Origin of the sequence: Tolypothrix sp. VBCCA 56010, assembly GCF_050875635.1 — a bacterium.
In the GTDB taxonomy this organism is placed as follows: Bacteria; Cyanobacteriota; Cyanobacteriia; order Cyanobacteriales; family Nostocaceae; genus Hassallia.
The window spans coordinates 1-19,644 of the sequence record NZ_JBPAOH010000153.1; the positions used below are offsets into that span (position 1 = coordinate 1).

General features: G+C 42.3%; 22 protein-coding genes and 1 pseudogene. 14 read left to right on the plus strand and 9 right to left on the minus strand.

All coding sequences use genetic code 11. The features are described 5' to 3' along the window. Positions 1-88: 88 nt before the first annotated feature. Together AABK37_RS33620 and AABK37_RS33625 are read right to left on the minus strand one after the other, a co-directional pair. On the minus strand, positions 89-628 hold the full coding sequence (locus AABK37_RS33620) for a serine/threonine protein kinase (RefSeq protein WP_432555814.1): 540 nt from the start codon (positions 626-628) through the stop codon (positions 89-91). A 74-nt stretch (positions 629-702) separates the two neighbouring features. Then, complete coding sequence (locus AABK37_RS33625; RefSeq protein ID WP_432555831.1) at positions 703-1,725, minus strand: serine/threonine protein kinase; 1,023 nt, start codon at positions 1,723-1,725, stop codon at positions 703-705. Positions 1,726-1,924: 199 nt separating this feature from the next. On the opposite strand from AABK37_RS33625, the gene AABK37_RS33630 reads away from it, so the two are divergent. The 4 genes and pseudogenes from AABK37_RS33630 (at position 1,925) to AABK37_RS33645 (ending at position 3,439) form a co-directional block, all read left to right on the plus strand. Continuing rightward, complete coding sequence (locus AABK37_RS33630; protein WP_432555815.1) at positions 1,925-2,179, plus strand: FitA-like ribbon-helix-helix domain-containing protein; 255 nt, start codon at positions 1,925-1,927, stop codon at positions 2,177-2,179. A gap of 17 nt (positions 2,180-2,196) precedes the next feature. After that, positions 2,197-2,598: pseudogene (locus AABK37_RS33635) on the plus strand (type II toxin-antitoxin system VapC family toxin); the annotation flags it as partial. Between the two features lie 106 nt (positions 2,599-2,704). Continuing rightward, positions 2,705-3,163 (plus strand): DUF29 domain-containing protein, encoded by a 459-nt coding sequence (locus tag AABK37_RS33640; RefSeq protein WP_432555816.1) that lies wholly within the window; start codon positions 2,705-2,707, stop codon positions 3,161-3,163. Between the two features lie 12 nt (positions 3,164-3,175). Beyond that, positions 3,176-3,439: a hypothetical protein gene (locus AABK37_RS33645; protein ID WP_432555817.1), complete on the plus strand. Its 264-nt coding sequence runs from the start codon at positions 3,176-3,178 to the stop codon at positions 3,437-3,439. A gap of 3 nt (positions 3,440-3,442) precedes the next feature. On the opposite strand, the gene AABK37_RS33650 is transcribed toward AABK37_RS33645, so the two are convergent. The 5 genes from AABK37_RS33650 to AABK37_RS33670 are packed head-to-tail and all read right to left on the minus strand — an operon-like array spanning position 3,443 to position 8,377. Then, positions 3,443-4,573: a CO2 hydration protein gene (locus tag AABK37_RS33650; RefSeq protein ID WP_432555818.1), complete on the minus strand. Its 1,131-nt coding sequence runs from the start codon at positions 4,571-4,573 to the stop codon at positions 3,443-3,445. 26 nt (positions 4,574-4,599) lie between these two features. After that, a complete protein-coding gene (locus AABK37_RS33655; protein ID WP_432555819.1) occupies positions 4,600-4,743 on the minus strand; it encodes a hypothetical protein in 144 nt (47 codons plus the stop codon). Between the two features lie 24 nt (positions 4,744-4,767). Further along, positions 4,768-6,264: an NADH-quinone oxidoreductase subunit M gene (locus AABK37_RS33660; protein ID WP_432555820.1), complete on the minus strand. Its 1,497-nt coding sequence runs from the start codon at positions 6,262-6,264 to the stop codon at positions 4,768-4,770. Beyond that, complete coding sequence (locus AABK37_RS33665) at positions 6,249-6,500, minus strand: hypothetical protein (RefSeq protein ID WP_432555821.1); 252 nt, start codon at positions 6,498-6,500, stop codon at positions 6,249-6,251. Before AABK37_RS33665 ends, AABK37_RS33660 begins: the two co-directional genes overlap by 16 nt. A gap of 20 nt (positions 6,501-6,520) precedes the next feature. Beyond that, positions 6,521-8,377, minus strand: a complete 1,857-nt coding sequence (locus AABK37_RS33670; protein WP_432555822.1) for an NAD(P)H-quinone oxidoreductase subunit F — start codon at positions 8,375-8,377, stop codon at positions 6,521-6,523. Positions 8,378-8,975: 598 nt separating this feature from the next. Here AABK37_RS33670 and AABK37_RS33675 point away from each other — a divergent pair. The 9 genes from AABK37_RS33675 to AABK37_RS33715 all read left to right on the plus strand — a co-directional run bounded on the left by AABK37_RS33675 (position 8,976) and on the right by AABK37_RS33715 (position 17,561). Beyond that, the gene (locus AABK37_RS33675) at positions 8,976-9,284 is read left to right on the plus strand and encodes a carbon dioxide-concentrating mechanism protein CcmK (protein ID WP_015209255.1); all 309 of its coding nucleotides are present in this window, start codon (positions 8,976-8,978) and stop codon (positions 9,282-9,284) included. 211 nt (positions 9,285-9,495) lie between these two features. After that, complete coding sequence (locus AABK37_RS33680) at positions 9,496-9,840, plus strand: carbon dioxide-concentrating mechanism protein CcmK (RefSeq protein WP_039748664.1); 345 nt, start codon at positions 9,496-9,498, stop codon at positions 9,838-9,840. 8 nt (positions 9,841-9,848) lie between these two features. Beyond that, positions 9,849-10,151: a EutN/CcmL family microcompartment protein gene (locus tag AABK37_RS33685; RefSeq protein WP_432555823.1), complete on the plus strand. Its 303-nt coding sequence runs from the start codon at positions 9,849-9,851 to the stop codon at positions 10,149-10,151. Positions 10,152-10,429: 278 nt separating this feature from the next. After that, entirely contained in the window at positions 10,430-12,409 is a 1,980-nt protein-coding gene (locus AABK37_RS33690; protein WP_432555824.1) for a ribulose bisphosphate carboxylase small subunit, read from the plus strand. 23 nt (positions 12,410-12,432) lie between these two features. Further along, positions 12,433-12,672 (plus strand): hypothetical protein, encoded by a 240-nt coding sequence (locus tag AABK37_RS33695; protein ID WP_432555825.1) that lies wholly within the window; start codon positions 12,433-12,435, stop codon positions 12,670-12,672. Continuing rightward, a complete protein-coding gene (locus AABK37_RS33700; RefSeq protein WP_432555826.1) occupies positions 12,612-13,316 on the plus strand; it encodes a transferase in 705 nt (234 codons plus the stop codon). The genes AABK37_RS33695 and AABK37_RS33700 overlap by 61 nt, the downstream gene beginning before the upstream one ends. A 45-nt stretch (positions 13,317-13,361) precedes the next feature. Beyond that, positions 13,362-14,129, plus strand: coding sequence for a BMC domain-containing protein (locus AABK37_RS33705; RefSeq protein WP_432555827.1), 768 nt, complete (start codon positions 13,362-13,364; stop codon positions 14,127-14,129). Positions 14,130-14,817: 688 nt separating this feature from the next. Then, complete coding sequence (locus tag AABK37_RS33710) at positions 14,818-15,756, plus strand: LysR substrate-binding domain-containing protein (RefSeq protein ID WP_432555832.1); 939 nt, start codon at positions 14,818-14,820, stop codon at positions 15,754-15,756. 173 nt (positions 15,757-15,929) lie between these two features. Further along, the gene (locus tag AABK37_RS33715; RefSeq protein ID WP_432555828.1) at positions 15,930-17,561 is read left to right on the plus strand and encodes a mucoidy inhibitor MuiA family protein; all 1,632 of its coding nucleotides are present in this window, start codon (positions 15,930-15,932) and stop codon (positions 17,559-17,561) included. Positions 17,562-17,770: 209 nt separating this feature from the next. On the opposite strand, the gene AABK37_RS33720 is transcribed toward AABK37_RS33715, so the two are convergent. Then, positions 17,771-18,085, minus strand: coding sequence for a type II toxin-antitoxin system HicB family antitoxin (locus AABK37_RS33720; protein WP_432555829.1), 315 nt, complete (start codon positions 18,083-18,085; stop codon positions 17,771-17,773). Beyond that, a complete protein-coding gene (locus AABK37_RS33725) occupies positions 18,075-18,344 on the minus strand; it encodes a type II toxin-antitoxin system HicA family toxin (RefSeq protein ID WP_089125534.1) in 270 nt (89 codons plus the stop codon). Before AABK37_RS33725 ends, AABK37_RS33720 begins: the two co-directional genes overlap by 11 nt. A gap of 501 nt (positions 18,345-18,845) precedes the next feature. Here AABK37_RS33725 and AABK37_RS33730 point away from each other — a divergent pair. Beyond that, the gene (locus tag AABK37_RS33730) at positions 18,846-19,535 is read left to right on the plus strand and encodes a Uma2 family endonuclease (RefSeq protein WP_432555830.1); all 690 of its coding nucleotides are present in this window, start codon (positions 18,846-18,848) and stop codon (positions 19,533-19,535) included. The last annotated feature ends 109 nt before the right edge of the window (positions 19,536-19,644 follow it).

Here is a 19,644-nt window from a genome sequence, read left to right on the forward strand (position 1 = left end):
GAGGGAGGGCTTGCACCTCCATCCTGTCTGGAGTTCAACCCAAAGGGGGTTGGAGTGATTATTTACGGACTTAACCGTGATTCCTCACTCAACGAATCGCACTTGAACTCAAAGTTTGAGGTACAAGTTCTTTAGCAATGCCAAAGTCAATCAGAACCGCTTTGCCATTACTCCGCAGCATGATGTTTCCGGGGTGGGCATCTCGGTGTACTAGCCCTGCCTGATGTACTACCATCAAGGCTTCCCCAATCTGACGAATACAAGGCACAATCTCTGCTTCTGGTAACGCTCCCCTGCGTCTGACTGCCTCAAATAAATTTTCTCCCGGCACAAAGTCCATTACCAGGCAATGAGTGCTACCTTCTCTAAACAAGTCAATTACTCCCACAATATGAGGATGGGGGTCTTGAGATAACCGTGCTAGTGTCTGCCCTTCTCGCTTAAATCGCTCTATGTACTTTTCATACTCCGGATCATGGCTGAGATATTCATTGGGTGTCTTGATAACAACCGTCTGGTTTAGCTCAACATGAAATGCTTTGTAAGTAATCCCGAATCCACCCTGTCCCAGGACTTCCCCAATTACATATTTGCCACCTTGCAATAGTTGTCCTTCTGTCCAAGGCATGAATACCTCTAAATAGAAGAAAATACTTAAAAAATTACTTTAATCCCAGCATCCTAATGAAAGTTTAGCTAATTCTACGGTGTTTTGGTAGATGACGGACTGGGAGACTGTGAGGGTGCGGTATGAGACGGCGGAGTAGATGTTTTAAAATTAGCAATCAAAGCAGCAATGCCTGAGAGTAAGGCTCCAATCGCAGCGATCGCCGCTATAATATGTGTCCAATTGATTGATCTGGGTTCAGCAACTACAGGAGGTTCAGGTTGGGGAACTTCTCCAGTTAACCCTAGAGAATCAAGCCATTCCCGCATTGACTGCGATCGCTGCTGTGGATTTAGCTTCATACCAGTTAAAATTGCGCGGTTTGTGCGATCGCTAACCAAATTATTCAAGTCTTTCGGTTCCACTAAACGAGCGTTGTCAATCTTACGTTTCAGCGCACTGACAGGTGTTTGTCCTGTTACAAGTACATATAAAGTAGCTGCCAAAGAATAAATATCGCTATATGCCCCTGTTGGTATACTTTGAGCGTAAAGCTCAGGGGGTGTAAATCCCTCAGAAGTTTCCTTAGTTCGGTTTGTGGTTAAAATATGGTCAAAATCCAGAGCTAAACCAAAATCGATCAGCACCGCTTCAGCTTGTGCATCTCGCACCCGCAAAAAGATATTTCCTGGATGCACATCCCGATGAATCAAGCGATTCTCATGCACAACTATTAAAGCTTCCCCAATTTGCTGAATGTAACGTAGTGCTTCTTGTTCTGAAAGTATTTGTTTGCCACGATCGGCTAAACTCACCCCATCCACATATTCCATTAGCAGACACCAATGATCTCCTTCCTTAAAAGGTTCTGCAACCTGTACAATATGCTTATGCTTACATCGAGTAAGTTTTACCGCCTCTTGCCAAAACATCGTCTCCAAGCGTTCGCTTTCCTGCTGGGTAAGGGATCTGAGCAGGTCATCATTTAAGGTTTTAATGACTAGGCGATCGACATCCCTATTTCTTACCAAATAAGTGATGCCAAAGCGTCCCCGTCCCAACTCTCTTTCAATGGTGTATTTTCCACCTTGCAATTGCTTACCTGCTACCCAAGCCACATCTGCAACTCCCAAAATATCTGCATAAATTATCACATAAGAAAATTTTGGCAGCTTGAGCAAGCGATCGCTTTTCAGCCAAACAGCAAACATCCAATCTTTATAAAGCTTTTTATTGCAGTTGCTTTCATTATCAAGGGCACAGAGGCGATCGCTTGCTATAATCTCAACAAGAGTGTTCCTACAATTCAAGTCAAGTATGGCTCAAGTATTAGTTGAAGACTTAGACCCCATCATCTTGCAAAAGCTGGAAACTCTCGCTAAACAGCACGGTCGCTCTTTGCAAGAAGAATTAAAATATATCCTACAGCAAGCATCTGAACAAGCGACACATTACCACAGTGGCGGTGATATAGAAAAAGCTAGAGAAGCCGTAGCACGCGCTCAGGTAAGGTATGCAGGAAAAACTTTCAGTGACAGTACTGAACTCATCCGCGAGGACAGAGAACGGTGAGTTAGTATGTTTTAGATGCTAGCATTGCCATAAAATGGTTTGTGCCTGAAGTGTATTCTGATGCAGCTAGGCGTTTACTGGCAAGTGACCATACTTTTTTAGCTCCAGATTTTTTTTACCCAGAATTAGGAAATGTCTTGTGGAAGCGAGTGCGTCGTAAAGAAGATACTGCTGACAATGCAAGACAAACCTTAGCAGATTTAAATGCATTTCCTATAGAAGTGTATTTATCTCAACCGTTGATGCCACTAGCTTTAGATATTGCCCTTGAGACAGATCGAGCAGTGTATGACAGTTTATACTTAGCACTTGGGATTACGCAACGATGCCAGATGGTGACAGCAGATGAAAAATTTTACAACGCGCTTTTAAGCAGTACTTATATAAGTAATCTTCTATGGGTGGAGAATATAAGATAAGCGATCGCCTTCCCCACACCCGATAATTTACAAAGTAAACTCTCAAATAAACTTTAGGCTTTCACACTTTTTTGTTACTCTATTTTTAGCAACACAGGCAATTAAAATGTCCAATCTCTACGAAACAGACTTCTACGCCTGGACGCAAGAACAAGCTGAGTTACTTCGTCACAAAGAGTGGAGCAAAATTGACTTGCCAAATTTGCTTGAGGAAATAGAATCATTAAGGAAACAACAACGCCAGGAATTGAGAAATCGTCTGAGCGTGTTACTAGGACATTTACTTAAATGGCAGTATCAACCAGAACGGCGGATTCGTAGCTTTTTAGCAACTATTCGCTTGCAGCGACGTGAAATTATCAAATTATTAGTAGAGAATCCAAGTCTAAAATCTTACTTGCCAGATACTTTACAGTCAGCTTATGAAAATGCTAGGGATTTAGCAATGGGAGAAACTAATTTACCTCTGAAAACCTTTCCGTCAGAATGTAATTATAGCTTTGAGCAAATTGTGGATAATGAGTTTTATCCAGGTGAACCAAGTTTCGAGATTGAAGAATTATAACTCGATTTTGACTTGACTGATAGAAGTGCGATGCCTGCGGTGTTTGCTAGCGATCGCTCTTTTCCTGCCTCTATTGCTAAACTAAAAAACAAACCTCACAAAGAACGCGAGGGTAGTAGCCCTATGACTGCAATTAATCTAGTGGTGATGAAAAAGCCGAGCAAGAACGTCAAAAAGCCGATCGCTTGGCTGCCCAGTTGCGTAGACGCAAAGCGGCTTGTCGTTAGACATCGCTGGGCATTGAACCGGAAGCGTAATCTATTTTCTCTATCCTAAAAACTACTCATTAACATTCAACAAGCGCGAATTTTGTAGCCTATCCATCCACTTTGCTAAATAAACTTGATTAGCATTTTGCTCATCTGGATTTTGGCTATCCAAAGGATGAGGCATTAATCCTAAAATCGTTGCTGTAGTCACACAAAACATCGATTTTTGGAAACTCATGCAAATTTGTACCCGCAAATCATCTTCACCTCTGCGACTGCGACGATAAACTTCGTGCAAATACTCTGGCAGAAAGTGACGCATATCCTGCATTAACAATGTGGGAGGAATACCCGCACCACCAATGGGCAACGGATCGGCATACAAAGCACCATATTGAAATCTTGCTTGATCTGCCGGAATTTGATAAGCTTGAGCATTATATGAAACTGTCCCCTGAAAAGGCGTTCCTCGAAAGAAAACTGCCTCGACATAAGGAATTGCCGTATCTGCCAAAAAGGTTAAACCAACGCTTTGGGGAATAATTTCATAAACTTTATCCCGCAGTTTCACAGCGTAGGTAATTGGCTTATTTGCATTTGCTACCAACTCCCCTTTAATATGATCTACAACTTGAGGAATCGATTTAATTTTGCCTTGGTCGTAAAGGTCTGATAAACTGAGAAACATATCAGCCATGACTCGCCAAAACTGACCCAAACCAGTATAGTAAGAAGTTACGCGCAACTGTTCTGTTAAGAAATCAGGAAATAGTTGGTTAACTCCCATCATCAAAGGATTCTTTTTAAATTTGGCATCAATAACAGCTTTGGCTCTTTCTTCAAATTCTGCTGAATCTAAATATTCATCTAACCCTCCGCCACCATGCCAAAGCATAGCTTTCATGCAATATTCAGCATATTCAAAGTTGATTCTGTCATGCGACCAATGACGTAGTAATTTATTTAGAGTAATCTCGCCATTAAAGTATTTAAAAAAGGGAAAAAATACTAAATATTGATTTTCGGCAATGTAGATGAGATTTTTGGAGTAAGCATCTAAAACTACGCCATAACTTTTGAGAATGCCGACTACTTCTAATACGTTTTCGGGATTGTCAGGAAGTAATGGTTCTCCTTTTTGGAGAAGTTGAATATAGTTAAAAAGAGGATGGTTGGCAAGCTTCTTTGTAATAGTTACCATTGCTGTTAGTTGTTGGTTGTTGGTTGTTAGTTGTTGGTTGTTGGTTGTTGGTTGTTAGTTGTTAGTGGGCATTGGGCATTGGGCAATGGGCATTGGGAATGAGTAATGGGTAATAATTCTTTTTCCACTCGCCATGCCCCATGCGCCATGCCCCATGCCCCATGCCCCACTAACCACTAACAACTATCCATTTCTCAATTACCTTTGATTTTGTCTGGAGATATTGCGACTACGTTTTGGGCATTGACCATTGCGGTGATGGTTGGTTCAGTCCAGTGTATTAACCAAGCAGGTTGAATTCCCAAAATCACAATTAAGATTGCTAATACCACAGATGGAAGGCGATCGCTCCAATATACGCGAGGCAAATTCATCACTTGCACAGATAAGCGTCCAAAAAAGGCACGGTTTACCAAAAGCAAGAAGTATACTGCGGTTAAGCCTGTACCAATCATTGATAGCAAGGTTTGCACCGGAAAAACCGGGAAACTGCCACGAAAGATAATAAACTCGGAAATAAACCCGACCATTCCCGGTATACCTGCGCTAGCCATTACGCCCAAAACCATTAAGCTACCAATTACAGGCATTCCTCGTTCTGGATTCAAAAGTCCTTTAAGCACGTCTAAATCCCGGCTTCCAGCTTTTTTATACACAATGCCCACCAGCAAAAACAGCAGTGCAGAAATCAAGCCGTGGCTGACCATTTGCATAACTGTTCCCAACACGCTTAAAGGTGTAGCGGCAGCAGCAGCTAATAAAATGTAGCCCATGTGACCAATAGAACTGTATGCTACCATTTTTTTCATATCTTTTTGGGCGATCGCGCACGATGCACCATAAAGCACGCTCACTACTGCCCAAATCGCCAACCAAGGAGCCAAATAACTCCAAGCTTCTGGTAACAAGTTCATGCCAAACCGCAGTAAGCCGTAAGTTCCCAACTTCAACAACACACCAGCTAACAATACAGATATCGGTGTGGAAGCTTCGACGTGAGCATCTGGCAACCAAGTATGAAAAGGAACTAAAGGAATTTTAATTCCAAAACCTATCAAAATCCCGGCTAGCAATAAAATTTGTGTTGCCAACGGTAGCGCTTTCGCATTCAAGCTTGCCAAAGCAAAACTTGGCGCATGACTCAACCAAACCAAACCGAGGAAACTTGCTAAAATCAAAATTCCCGATAAAGCGGTATAAATTAAAAATTTTGTCGCTGCATAACCGCGCTGTTGTCCACCCCAAATCGCAATTAGCAAATACAGGGGAATCAATTCCAACTCGTAAAATAGGAAAAATAGCAGTAAATCCTGTGCTAAAAAGGCTCCAGCCACCCCAGCATTTAACAGCAATAGTAAACAGTAATAAAACCGAGGACGATGCAAAGATTCATCGCTACTGTAAATGGCAATACAAGTCAAAAGTCCATTTAACAGCAGCAAGGGCATAGACAAACCGTCTATTCCTAGGTTATAGTTTAAGCCTAAAACATCTACCCAAGGGATGAACTCTGCAAACTGTTGCGTCACTTGTCCGGGATTAAACTGAATAGCTAGTACAATTGTCCACAAAAAAGCGATCGCACTAAAAACCAAAGTTATCCCACGGGAAATTTTCCCATTCATGGCTATGGGCAAAAACCCAATTAAAGCCGCACCGAACAACGGCAGCAAAATTAAAGCACTAAGCATAGACACAAACTATTTAAGGGGAAGGGGGAATGGGGCATGGGGCATGGGGGAGGCAGTGCGCCGTTGGAGGTTCCCTCCGTTGTAGCACCTGCCGTCATGGGGCATGGGGGAGGCAGTGCGCCCTTGGAGGTTCCCTCCGTTGTAGCACCTGCCGTCATGGGGCATGAAAAAGAGATTAATAATTGATTCTCAATTTCCATTGCCCATTGCCCATTGCCCATTGCCCATTGCCCCATGCCCTTCGGACTGTTAACTTTTAAAAGGGCAACTTATCCAATAGACCTAATGACCAGCTAATGAAAAACCCTAGCACGCTGACGACCGCAAGGATAGTTAACATATATCCTTGCGATTGACCGGAAATGCTGTATTTTAAGGTTTGTCCGCTAAAAATTGTGGCAATGCCGACTAGGTTAACTAAACCATCAACTATGTAGCGATCGCTCCAAGCAGAAATCCTCGAAAGTAGCGCTACTGCACCTACTACTGTCAATCGGTAAATTCGGTCAATATAAAAGTCATAACCCAATAAATCTTGCACTAATCTCCAAGCGAGTACTGTTGATCTTGACCAACCTTTGTGCAGGTAAATTGTACATCCTGTAGCTACCCCAGCCAAGGTAGATGAAACTAATAGCAACACTACATACCAGTTGACACTTTCCCAAGTTGGTAGCAGATACCATTGCTGTAGCATCACGGGTACTAACAGCGTCACTATTATCAAAGATACCATTGGAAATGCCATTGTCCAACCGACTTCTGGGGTGCGACGGGTCTTTTGTTGCGCTTCACCCCAAAACACCAATCGAAAGACTCGTGTCAAATTTAATGCTGTTAAGCCGTTAACTATTAACAATACACCAATCACCCAAGGGTTAATCGCTACAAAGCCATCAGCCCATGACAGCATCGCCCAAAAACTTCCTAATGGCAGTAGCGATACCAATCCGGCTGAACCGACGACGTAAGCTGTAGTGGTTGCCGGCATCCGCGACCACAAACCGCCCATTTCTGTTAAGTCTTGGCTGTGGGTGGTGAATATGACCGAACCCGAACTCATGAATAATAGTGCTTTAGCGATCGCATGAGTCAACAGCAACATTAAGGCGACACCTCCTTGCTGCAAACCTACCGCCAAAAATACTAATCCCATGTAGGCACTGGTAGAATGGGATAATGCCCGCTTAATATCTGTTTGGGCAAGAGACACTAAGCTTGCGCCTATTGCTGTAACTGTACCCATGATTATCAAAGCGTTTAAAGCAACTGGCGAAAGCGCTAAAATCGGCTGAAGTTTAAATAGTAGATACGCACCACCCGCTACTACCAATGAGTTCCGCATTACCGAAGCTGGGTTGGGACCTTCCATCGCTTCGTCTAACCACAAATGCAAGGGAAATTGAGCGCATTTACCAGCTGGTCCTGCTATCAATGCTAAACCGAGTAAAGTTGATGTTAACGGATTTAAGTTTGCCGTTTGCGCCCATTCATATAAATGGGAAAAGTTCAAACTACCAGCTAAGGTGGAAAGCGTTACTACTCCCATCAGCAGCAATAAATCTCCTACTCGTTTGGTGAGAAACGCATCTCGCGCTGCTGTCACTACCAAAGGTTGAGCATACCAAAATCCTACCAGCAAGTAAGTGGAAAGGGTTAAGACTTCTAACAAAGCATAGCTGAGAAACAACGAGTCACTGATGGCTAAACCACTCAACGCTGCTTCAAAAAATCCCATCATCGCAAAGAAACGAGCGAGTGCCCAATCTTTTTCCATGTAACCTAAGGCATAAATCTGTGCTAACAGACTTAATGCCGTGATTAAAACTGATGTCCCAATACTTATTGGTGAAATGTCTAAGGCAAAGGATAAGTCAAAATCTGCTGCCGAAAACCAGGCGATGGTAAATGTTTCCGGTTCTCTATTCCAGATATCTATAAATACAAATAGACTGTGGATAAAAGCCAATACAGTCGTCAATATGTTTAAATATGCTGCTGGTCTAGGTCCCGTACGCCGAATTATTCCCATTGCCCACGGCAAAGTTAAAATCGCGCCTACTAAGCCATAAAGAGGCAACCACCAACTTGTTGAGAAGAGAATCTGATTCATTTAAATTTCCTTTGACGAATTATTATTCCTTATTTTTTACATTCAACATATTTAATGGAAATCTAATATCTTTCTTATCTTGTACTTTACATTTACCTAAATAAAAATCTATTATTTAATAATTTAAATTTGAAACTACATCATTTTAATTTATTTCTATATTCCTATATTTTAATTTTATATCCCCTCTTTATATTATATATTAAATAATTTTATCTATTTTTATCGCCGGACTTAAATATACAACAAAATTGGACAAAACACAGCCGTAGCAAAAGCTCAAACAATGCAAGTCATTCTTAAGCACAAGGAATAGCAGTCTTTATGAACTGATATTGAACAAATGTAATTAAAAAATTATAAAACATAAGTGGTTGCTCTAGCAATCTGTGTAATTTAATTGCTGAGATCGCCACATAAATTTATATTAAGAATTTTAAAACTATCTTATCATAAACTATTATAGTAATTTATATTGCCAGAAACGCAAAGCTTTTCTATGCTTAATAACGGAAATGCTTTTACAGCTCAAACTGAGCATTCCCGTAAATATTTTCCACAAGACAAGTAATTGCATTAATTTTTGAGGAGTTCTGCGATGCCAATTGCAGTTGGGATGATTGAAACAAAAGGCTTTCCGGCAGTAGTAGAAGCTGCGGACGCGATGGTTAAAGCCGCTCGTGTCACCTTGGTAGGCTATGAGAAAATCGGTAGCGCTCGCGTCACCGTAATTGTGAGAGGAGATGTGTCTGAAGTACAAGCTTCGGTTGCAGCTGGGGTTGAAGCAGCCAGAAGAGTAAATGGCGGTGAAGTGCTGTCTACACACATCATTGCTCGTCCCCACGAAAACCTAGAATATGTATTGCCGATTCGATACACCGAGGCTGTAGAACAGTTTCGCACTTAAAAGCTAGAAGGCAGCGATTGCTCAAGGCAGAAGTCGGAAAGCAGAAGGCAGAAATGCTTATAAAAACTACTTTTTTGTCTGTTTATGACTGTCTAATTATTTTTGTAGTGCTGCACTAGTTAAACAGGCATCACGCATCTATTGACGAGTTGTCAGCAAGCGTAGCTGTTTGTGTTCATCGAAGTGAAACTTAATTAAGGATTAAAAAAGCATGTCAATCGCAGTAGGAATGGTAGAAACGCTAGGTTTTCCAGCAGTAGTGGAAGCTGCTGACGCAATGGTGAAAGCCGCCCGCGTCACCCTAGTAGGTTATGAGAAAATCGGTAGTGGTCGCGTTACCGTGATTGTCCGGGGAGATGTATCAGAAGTGCAAGCTTCGGTAGGAGCGGGAGTTGAATCAGTCAAGCGAGTTAATGGGGGACAAGTTCTATCTACTCACATCATTGCTCGTCCGCACGAGAACCTGGAATATGTCCTACCAATTCGTTATACAGAAGACGTAGAGCAATTCCGGGAGAATGTTAACGCCATTCGTCCCTTCGGCAGAAGACCGTAACGAGTACAATGCAACTTGCTAAAGTTCGCGGCACAGTAGTTAGTACACAAAAAGACCCAAGTCTTAGAGGTGTCAAACTACTGTTGTTGCAGTTAATAAATGAAGAAGGACAAATTTTGCCAGAATATGAGGTGGCAGCTGATAGTGTCGGTGCTGGATTAGATGAGTGGGTACTTATCAGTCGTGGCAGTGCGGCACGTCAAGTTCTAGGGAACGAACAGCGTCCGGTAGATGCAGCGGTAGTGGCGATAATTGATACAGTTTACGTTGAAGATCGCCTTGTTTACGGCAAAAAAGACCAATATCGGTAGTCAAGAGTCAGTGGGAGCGTGGGAGCGTAGATAGTGGTTAGTAGATAGTGGTTAGTGGTAGGAATTTTTTGTCAACCAACAACGCTCCAACTAACTACCCAACGGGAGAACCACTTGCTTCAAGTCGGCAGAGCGCGATAGCGCAGTGGTTCACCAACAACTAACTACCCAACGGGAGAACCACTTGCACTCAACGGGGGGAACCACTGCGTTGCGGGGGTTCACCAACAACTAACTACCAACAAATGACAAAAAGCTTAAGTTAGGAGGAATCTAGAATGGCAGTCCGCAGCACAGCGGCTCCCCCAACCCCGTGGTCAAGAAATTTGGCAGAGCCAAATATAGATCCAACAGCGTATATCCATCCATTTTCTAACGTTATTGGGGACGTGCGGATTGGTGCGAATGTAATTGTCGCTCCGGGAACTTCAATTAGAGCTGATGAAGGTACGCCTTTCAATATCAGTGAGAACACCAATCTTCAAGATGGTGTTGTGATTCACGGGTTAGAGCAAGGCAGAATAATTGGTGATGATGACAATTCCTACTCGGTATGGATTGGCAAGAATGCTTCCATTACCCACATGGCTTTAATTCACGGACCTGCATACGTAGGGGACGAGTGCTTTATTGGTTTTCGCTCCACGGTGTTTAACGCCAGGGTAGGAAATGGTTGCATCGTTATGATGCACGCTTTGATTCAAGATGTAGAAATTCCAGCGGGAAAATATGTGCCTTCGGGAGCGATAATTACTAACCAGCAACAAGCCGATCGCTTACCAGATGTGCAAGTTCAGGATAGGGAATTTTCTCATCATGTGGTAGGTATAAATCAAGCACTGAGATCGGGTTATCTCTGTGCTGCGGATAACAAATGTATTAAAAACATTCGGAATGAAATGACTAGTTCATATAAAACCAACGGCAGTAATGGCTACAGCGGCAACGGATCAGTATCTTCTAACTTGAGTTCTGAAACGGTGCAACAAGTGCGGCATCTTTTAGAACAAGGGTATAAAATTGGTACGGAACATGTAGATGCGCGGCGGTTCCGTACTGGATCGTGGGCTAGCTGTAGTCCGATCGCAACTAATTCTACGAGTGAAGCGATCGCTGCCTTAGAAAGCTGTCTAGCCGAACACAGTGGTGAGTTTGTTCGCCTATTTGGTATTGACCCCAAAGGCAAACGCCGCGTATTAGAAACTATTATCCAAAGACCGGATGGTGTTGTTCAAAATGGTACAACACCTAAGCTGGGTGTAAAAAGTGCCAGTTATTCGAGTGCTAGTAGCTATAGTGGCAGTTCTACATTAAGTGGTGAAGCGATCGAGCAAGTACGCCAACTTTTAGCTGGTGGTTACAAAATTGGCATGGAACACGTAGATAAAAGACGGTTCCGTACCGGTTCTTGGCAAAGTTGCACTCCCATTGCTTCCAGTAATGAAAAAGAAGTAATTTCCGCTTTGGAAGCTTGTGTAGCTTCACACACCGGCGAGTATGTTCGGTTAGTCGGAATTGAACCAAAAGCCAGAAAGCGGGTTTTGGAAAGCATTATCCAAAGACCGGATGGTAATGTAGCTGAAGGTAGCAGTAATAAGTTTGTCGCAAGTAGCTCTTCGGACAGGACTTCGACTAAGGCAAGCACTCGGTTAAGCTCAGAGGTAATAGACCAACTGCGGCAACTAATCAATCAAGGTAGCAAAATCAGCGCCGAACATGTAGACAAGCGCCGATTCCGTACAGGTTCTTGGTCTAGCTGCGGTCAAATTCCGGGTAATTCTGAAAGAGAAGCGATCGCCGCTTTGGAAGGATACCTTAGAGAATACCAAGGGGAATATGTGCGCTTAATTGGCATAGAACCAAAAGCGAAAAAACGAGTTTTAGAAAGCATTATCCAAAGACCGGATGACAGTGCAGCACAGCCTAGCCGTAGCGATAACCAGATGGAGGCAAGTAGTTTTAGCACTTCTAAAACGTCAAATACAGCGACCAGCACCCGGTTAAGCTCAGAAGTAATAGACCAACTGCGGCAGTTGAGAAATCAAGGTAGCAAAATCAGCGTCGAACACGTAGACCAGCGCCGATTCCGCACCGGTTCTTGGACAAGCGGTGGTCAAATTCCGGGTAATTCTGAAAGAGAAGCGATCGCCGCTTTAGAAGGATACCTTAGAGAATACCAAGGGGAATATGTACGCTTAATTGGCATTAACCCCAAAGACAAACGTCGGGTATTAGAAACAATAATTCAACGCCCGTAGTAAAACAGACAAGGACGACGGGCGTGGAGGACAAGGAGGACAAGGAGGACAAGGGGACAAGGGGACAGGGGGACAAGGGGACAAGGGGACAATTCTTTCTCTCCTTGTCTCCCCATCTCCTTGTCTCCCCATCCCCCCCTCTCCCCACTCCCCCACTCCCCCACTCCACTCACTTTCTCCGGCTTCAAAGGTTACAACTGTTATGTCTGTGCCGCCACTGCGCCTTGGTACCAACTTTGATTCTCATATTAGTGGCGAGGTGATTGTTCATCCGAGTGCGGTAATTGCACCAGGGGTCATACTCCAAGCGGCTACAAACAGCAAAATCGTCATCGGTCCTGGTGTCTGTATTGGCATGGGGTCAATTCTTCAAGTCAGTACAGGAATAATAGAAATAGAAGCAGGAGTAAGCCTGGGAGCCGGTTTTTTAATGGTTGGTGCAGGTAGAATAGGGGTAAATGCTTGCATTGGTTCAGCAACAACAGTTTTTAACTGTTCGGTGGAGCCAGGGCAAGTAGTTGCACCCGGTTCAGTTTTGGGAGACACCACTGTGCGTGCTGCCTTACCTTCGCCGACTGAGATTGACACAAAAGAATTAGAACCATCCACAACTGAACCTGCTTCTGTTAATGTAGAGTCTCAAAATGGGACTGGGAAAGATAAAAATAATTCCCAAAGTCAGATTCCTTCGCCGATAAATTCGGGGAAAATAGAGTCAAATGAAGAAGAGCATCTTATCACTCAGGAATCAGCACTTACCACTCAGGACTCAGAAACCTCTTCCACTGACCCGAACATTTTCGGTACACAAATTTATGGGCAAGGGAGTATACAAAAGCTGTTGACCACATTGTTTCCACATAGGCAATCATTAAGTGAACCGAAGTCTGACGATCGCTCTGAGTAAGTGTTAATTGTAAGTTGTCAGAATACGCGATTATCTAGGAATCACATGGAAACATATAATCAACGTGCTAGCACCAGCCAATCCCGTCGAGATAATTTTCAAGATACCGCGTTGGGTTTAGTATCAACCCTCAGCTTTCCAGCGATAGTGGGAACGGCAGATATGATGCTGAAATCGGCTGGAGTCTACTTAGTAGGGTATGAAAAAATCGGTGGCGGTCACTGTACTGCGATCGTTCGAGGTAATATCGCTGATGTACGTCTTGCCGTAGAATCAGGTGTACAAACCGCTGAACAATTTGGTCAGCTAGTTTCTAGCTTAGTAATTGCGCGACCTTTCCCCAATTTAGATATAGTGCTTCCCATCGCTAGCCGTCTGAGTCAATTTACTGGAGACGGCTACAGCCGCTTGAGTAATACAGCAATTGGTTTGGTAGAAACGCGGGGATTTCCGGCATTGGTGGGAGCTGCTGATGCCATGTTGAAAGCCGCTGATGTTCAGTTGGCAGCATATGAAAAAATCGGTGCGGGTTTGTGTACAGCGATTATTCGCGGCACTGTGGCAAACGTTGCCGTGGCAGTGGAAGCTGGGATGTTTGAGGCAGAACGGATTGGTGAGTTAAACGCTGTAATGGTGATTCCTCGACCACTAGATGAATTAGAGCAAACCTTGCCAGTAGCAAGTTGCTGGATAGAAGAACGTCAACCTTTAAGATTGCCAGTGAATATCAAGGAAAAGGAACAAGTTGCCGAAGTAGAAATGGTAGGCTTGCCGGATTTAGCTAAACTCCCTGTAAAAATTGTGGAAGAGTAGTTATTAGTTATGAGTTAGTGGTTAGTGGATAGTAGATGGTGGATAGTGGATGGTGGTTAGTAGATAGTGGATGGTGGATAGTGGTTAGTGGTTAGTGGTTAGTGGATAGTGGATGGTGGATAGTGGTTAGTAGATAGTGGATGGTGGATAGTGGTTAGTAGATAGTGGATGGTGGTTAGTGGTTAGTAGATAGTGGATGGTGGTTAGTGGTTAGTGGATAACTGTTGACTGTTAACCGTCAACCAACAACAAACAACTAACAAACAACAACCAACAACTAACAAACAACAACTAACAATCAACAACTAACAACCAACAATTAACAACCAATAATAAATGCCTCAAGTTGAAAAAAACGTTGTACACACCTATGGTGATGATGTTAATAGAACATAAGTTTCTATCCCTCGAAACATACCTTTAAGGTGTGCAACGTTGGCTGAAAGGCATCTTACGCTTTGCTTGTTGTTCTGATAATAACTTCTAACTTACATAAAGAAAATACAAATATTCCAATAGCAATAATAGAGAATAGTCTATAAAAAAATCCAAATATTCTAATAGCAATAATAGAGAATAGTCTATATACTATCGTTGATAACTTTTATGTGGGCGACACTCTATCATTTATGAGTGTTACGTGATACTAAATTTATATCGACAAATTGCTATTACAGGAGAATTACCCTTGAACCAAGCGACGCTGCACCAGTTAAAGGTGTTCGAGGCGGCGGCACGGCATGGTAGCTTTACTCGCGCCGCAGAAGAACTTTTTCTCACTCAACCGACTGTCTCAATGCAAATCAAACAACTGACAAAATCGGTCGGTTTGCCATTATTTGAGCAAGTAGGTAAGCGCTTATTTCTAACAGAAGCGGGAAGAGAATTATTTGCAACTTGCCGCCAAATTTTTGAGACAATAGCCCAATTTGAAATGAAAGTTGCAAATTTAAAAGGGCTAAAACAAGGACAATTACGTTTAGCAGCAATTACAACAGCAAAATATTTTGTCCCGCGTTTGTTGGGTCCATTTTGCCAACTTTATCCTGGCATAGAGATATCTTTGCAAGTAACTAATCACGAACGGATTTTAGAAAGGATGATTAACAATTTGGACGACTTGTATATTATAAGTCAACTGCCAGAACATCTCGATGTGAATTGCCACCCATTTCTAGATAATCCTTTAGTAGTTTTAGCACCAACAAATCATCCGCTAGCTAAGGAAAAAAATATTCCTATAGAACGTCTTGCGAATGAACCTTTTATTATGCGAGAACCAGGTTCGGGAACGCGACGTGCTGTGCAAAGTCTTTTTGATGAACATGACATAAAGGTGAAAGTCAAGCTCGAATTGGGAAGTAATGAGGCGATTAAGCAAGCGATCGCCGGTGGTTTAGGTATTTCTATTTTATCTCGCCATACCTTAATGCCAAACACACCAGAATTAACTATTTTGGATGTACAACACTTCCCCATTCAGCGAACTTGGTACATGGTCTATCCGAATGGCAAACAGCTATCTATCGTTGCTCGTACTTACTTTGAGTATCTATTAGACGCAGCGAATAAGATGGTAGAAAGCAGCATTTCTCCGGTTTATAGCAGTGTTGAGGGAGGTAATTAACTTATAAAATATGGGGGTATTGTAGTTTGGGGTGTAGGAGGACTTAAAACCCTTACACCTAACTTCATTTTCCACACTTGTCAATTCCATTGACTAAATTGCCAAATAACTTGACGGTTAGACTGTTAATCATTAAAAATTAACCAACACAAACATTAAGGGGAAAACTGACTGTGGTTAACCCGGAAACTGACTATGAAACGAAAATAGTAGACACCCAGATTAAAGCTGTGACGGTGTACGCTGACAAGGCTTTAGTCTCACGACGCGGTATAGTGTCTTTGACAGGACAAGAACGCTCATTAGTAATTACCGCATTACCGATGATAGAAACTGAGTCTGTCAGGGTTAGCGGGAATGGTTCAGTAGCGGTGCGGTTGTTGGGAGTGAGTAGCGATCGCATTTTCACCACCGAACCCGTGGCTGAACGAGTAGCACAACTTCATCGGCAAATTCAGCAAATAGAAGCCGAAAAGCGTAACCTCCAAGCGCAAGTCGATGCTTTCGCCTTACAATCTAGTTTTATCGCCGGTTTGCGCGAAAAGACAGAAGATCCATTTGCACAAAGTTTGGCACGAAAAAATCTCAGTTTGAGCGAAACATTGGATTTCCTCAACTTTTTGGGTAGCCAATATAGCGAATATGCGATCGCTTCCGGGGAATGCAAAAGCCAACAACAAGAATTAGACAAGCAGCTACAAGTACTTTACGCTTCTTTACAAAAAATCCAAACACCATTACCTAAAGAGAGTGTTAGCTTAATTGTGGCAATAGAGCCTGCCGGTGCAGGAGAATTTGAGCTAGAGGTTTCCTACTTAGTTAATAGCGCTAGTTGGAATCCGCTTTATGACTTGCGGGTTAGCAGTACCAGCGATACTGTGCATATAGGCTACCTGGCAGAAATCATCCAAAACACTGGCGAAGATTGGATAAACGTTGATATCACTTGTTCTACCGCCAAAGCCGGACTAGGTACACTACCGCCTAAACTGCAACCGTGGTATATAGACGTACCACGTCCGGCAGCACAATTAATGACGACACGACGAGTACGACAAAGACCTATGTCCATACCTGCGGCTCCGATGGCGATCGCGGGTGCGGCTGAAGATAGTTACAATGAATCCGACGAGACAGAAGAAACTTTAATTGCTGCTGAAACTGTTGTTGCTGAAGTATCAAAACAAGGAAGCGTAGTTACCTTTAAATTAACTGGTGGGGGTAACATTCCCAGTGATGGTTCACCTCATAAAACAACAATTTTTCATGACGATTATCCTTGTAATTTTGATTATATAGCAATGCCGCGCTTGGTAAGCTTTGCTTATTTGCAAGCTCATGTGAAAAATAGCGTTACCGGTGCAACTTTGTTACCAGGAAAAGCGAATATTTTCCGCGACAATATTTTTGTGGGAACAACACAATTAGATAATATTGTAGCAGGGCAAGAATTCAAACTTAACTTAGGAATTGACGAAGGTTTGAAAATTGAACGGGAGTTAGTTGAACGTCAGCTAGACAAAAAATTAATTGGCAATCAGCGGCGGATTACTTATAGTTATCGCTTGATAATTACTAACTTACTTAACTCAGAAGCTAATTTAAAATTAACCGAACAATTACCAGTTAGCCGCAACGAGCAAATTAAAGTGCGTCTGATTCGCAGTAACCCACAAATTCAACTTGGGGAAATGGGAATTTTGTTATGGCTGTTAACTCTTGCACCCGAAGAGCGAAGAGAGATATATTATCAGTTCACTGTTGAGCATCCACTTGAGTTAACAGTTGTTGGGTTGGATATTTAGTGATATGAATGGTGAGGGCGTCTTTGAAGCTATATTTAGTAAACTAAAAAGTTTTTCGCAAAGGCGATGCCTGCGGCGGGCTACGCCTACGCCAAGAAATAGTTACGTAGAATCACACTTATCATAACCAAAAACGATATAACCCGCCATAATAGCGGGTTTTTCATTCAACATTATATTTTCTTATGTTGAATATAAAAAATTAATTTTTAAGCTTCACACAAGCGTTTTTCTATCCAAGAATTTAAACTTTGTCCCTCTTTCTTTGCTTTGATTGAAATTTCTTTATGCAAGCTCGGATTAATTCTGACTACAAACTTACCTGAAAATGGTTTTTCAGCTTCCTCACCACGTTCTTTACAAAAATCCAAATAAACATCCACTGAATCACGAAATGCTTGTTTCAATTCTTTTACAGTCTCGCCTTGAAAAGTTATCACATCTCTAAGATTAATTACTTCACCATGAAAAATTTCTGCGTCTTCATCAAATTCTACAACTGCTTCATAACCTTTATAATTCATCTTTTGTCACTCCTGCTTCTGTCAAAAAACGTCGTACCGATTTAATTGCACCTTTATCTGTTTCTTTCTCTGGATGTGGTCTGTGAAAAACCGCTCTTATTTCGTTAAGAGCTACTTTTACTCTTGACCCTGCACCCTCTGATACTTCTGCACCAAGAGCAATTAGCATAGTCTCAACATCATTCCAAGAGATATTAGATTTGACAGGGTTCTCAAAAATAGCATTGAGCGTTTTTTGGTGTTTACTGTTAAGTCCCATTATATAGTATCATTTTATGATACTATTAATTACCATATTAATCATAGTTATTCAAGTTCGCTGAACATTAATTGACAAAACTTAAAATCTATCGTCTGCAAGGTTCCCGCGCCAATAGCAGCTTTTTTTTTACGTGCAATGAAAGTTAAATACGTATGATTTATTACTAAATAAATACAGATAGTATGCAACCACGAAAATATCAATCTGATTCGCAGTAACCCACAAATTCAACTTGGGAAAATGGGAATTTTGGAATGGCTGTTAACTCTTGCACCGTAGGAACGAAGAGATACATATTATTTCACTGTTGAACATCTACCAGAGTTACAGTTGTGGGGTTAGATATTTAGTGATATGAAGTGCGATCGCGCCTTTGAAGCTATATTAGTAACCAATTACACTTGTGCAACGCTTCTGCATGAATAGCGATCGCACTCCACCAACAGCAATTCCGCCTCACAACTACGCTAAACTTATACCAGTTAGAGACTAGTCGCCATGTCTGTCGCCAAAGATTTAGAAACGCCAGAAAATGTTATATTTCCTCCAGGGGATTTATATAGTCAAGAACCGCCTTTGGAATCTGACTTACATCGCCAGCAAATGATGCTGCTAATCCAGTGTATTGAGTGGTTGTGGCAAAACCGCAACGATTTCTATGCATCGGGTAATCTCACGGTCTACTATAGTTCACGCCAGCCCAAATCAGAAGACTTCAAGGGACCAGATTTTTTTGTAGTGCTGGGAAGCTACCGCGCTGCACGCAAAAGTTGGGTTGTCTGGCAAGAAGATGGCAAATATCCCAATGTGATTGTAGAGCTTCTTTCCGATTTAACAGCGGCGACTGATAAAAATTTAAAAAAACAAATTTATCAAGATATTTTTCGCACACCAGATTACTTTTGGTTCGATCCAAATAATTTAGAATTTGCGGGATTTATTTTGGTAGGTGGTGAATATCAACCATTACAACCCAATCCCCTAGGCTGGTTGTGGAGTAAACAGCTAGGGTTATATTTGGGAGTGCATGAAGAAAAGTTACGCTTTTTCACTTCTGAAGGACAACTGGTTACAACACCACAAGAAGAAGCGCAGTCAGAACGTCAGCAGAAAGAATTGGCTCAACAAAAAGTTGAACGCTTGGCAGCAAAACTGCGAGAATTAAATATTGATCCAGACTCTATTTAACCCAAGTTGCGGGTTATGGAATACAAATTTACTACTGAATGCGATCGCGCACTTCAAAGTGGTGGGGGGGGGAAGAGATTCCCCCCCCCTTTCTGAAGCGACAAGACGA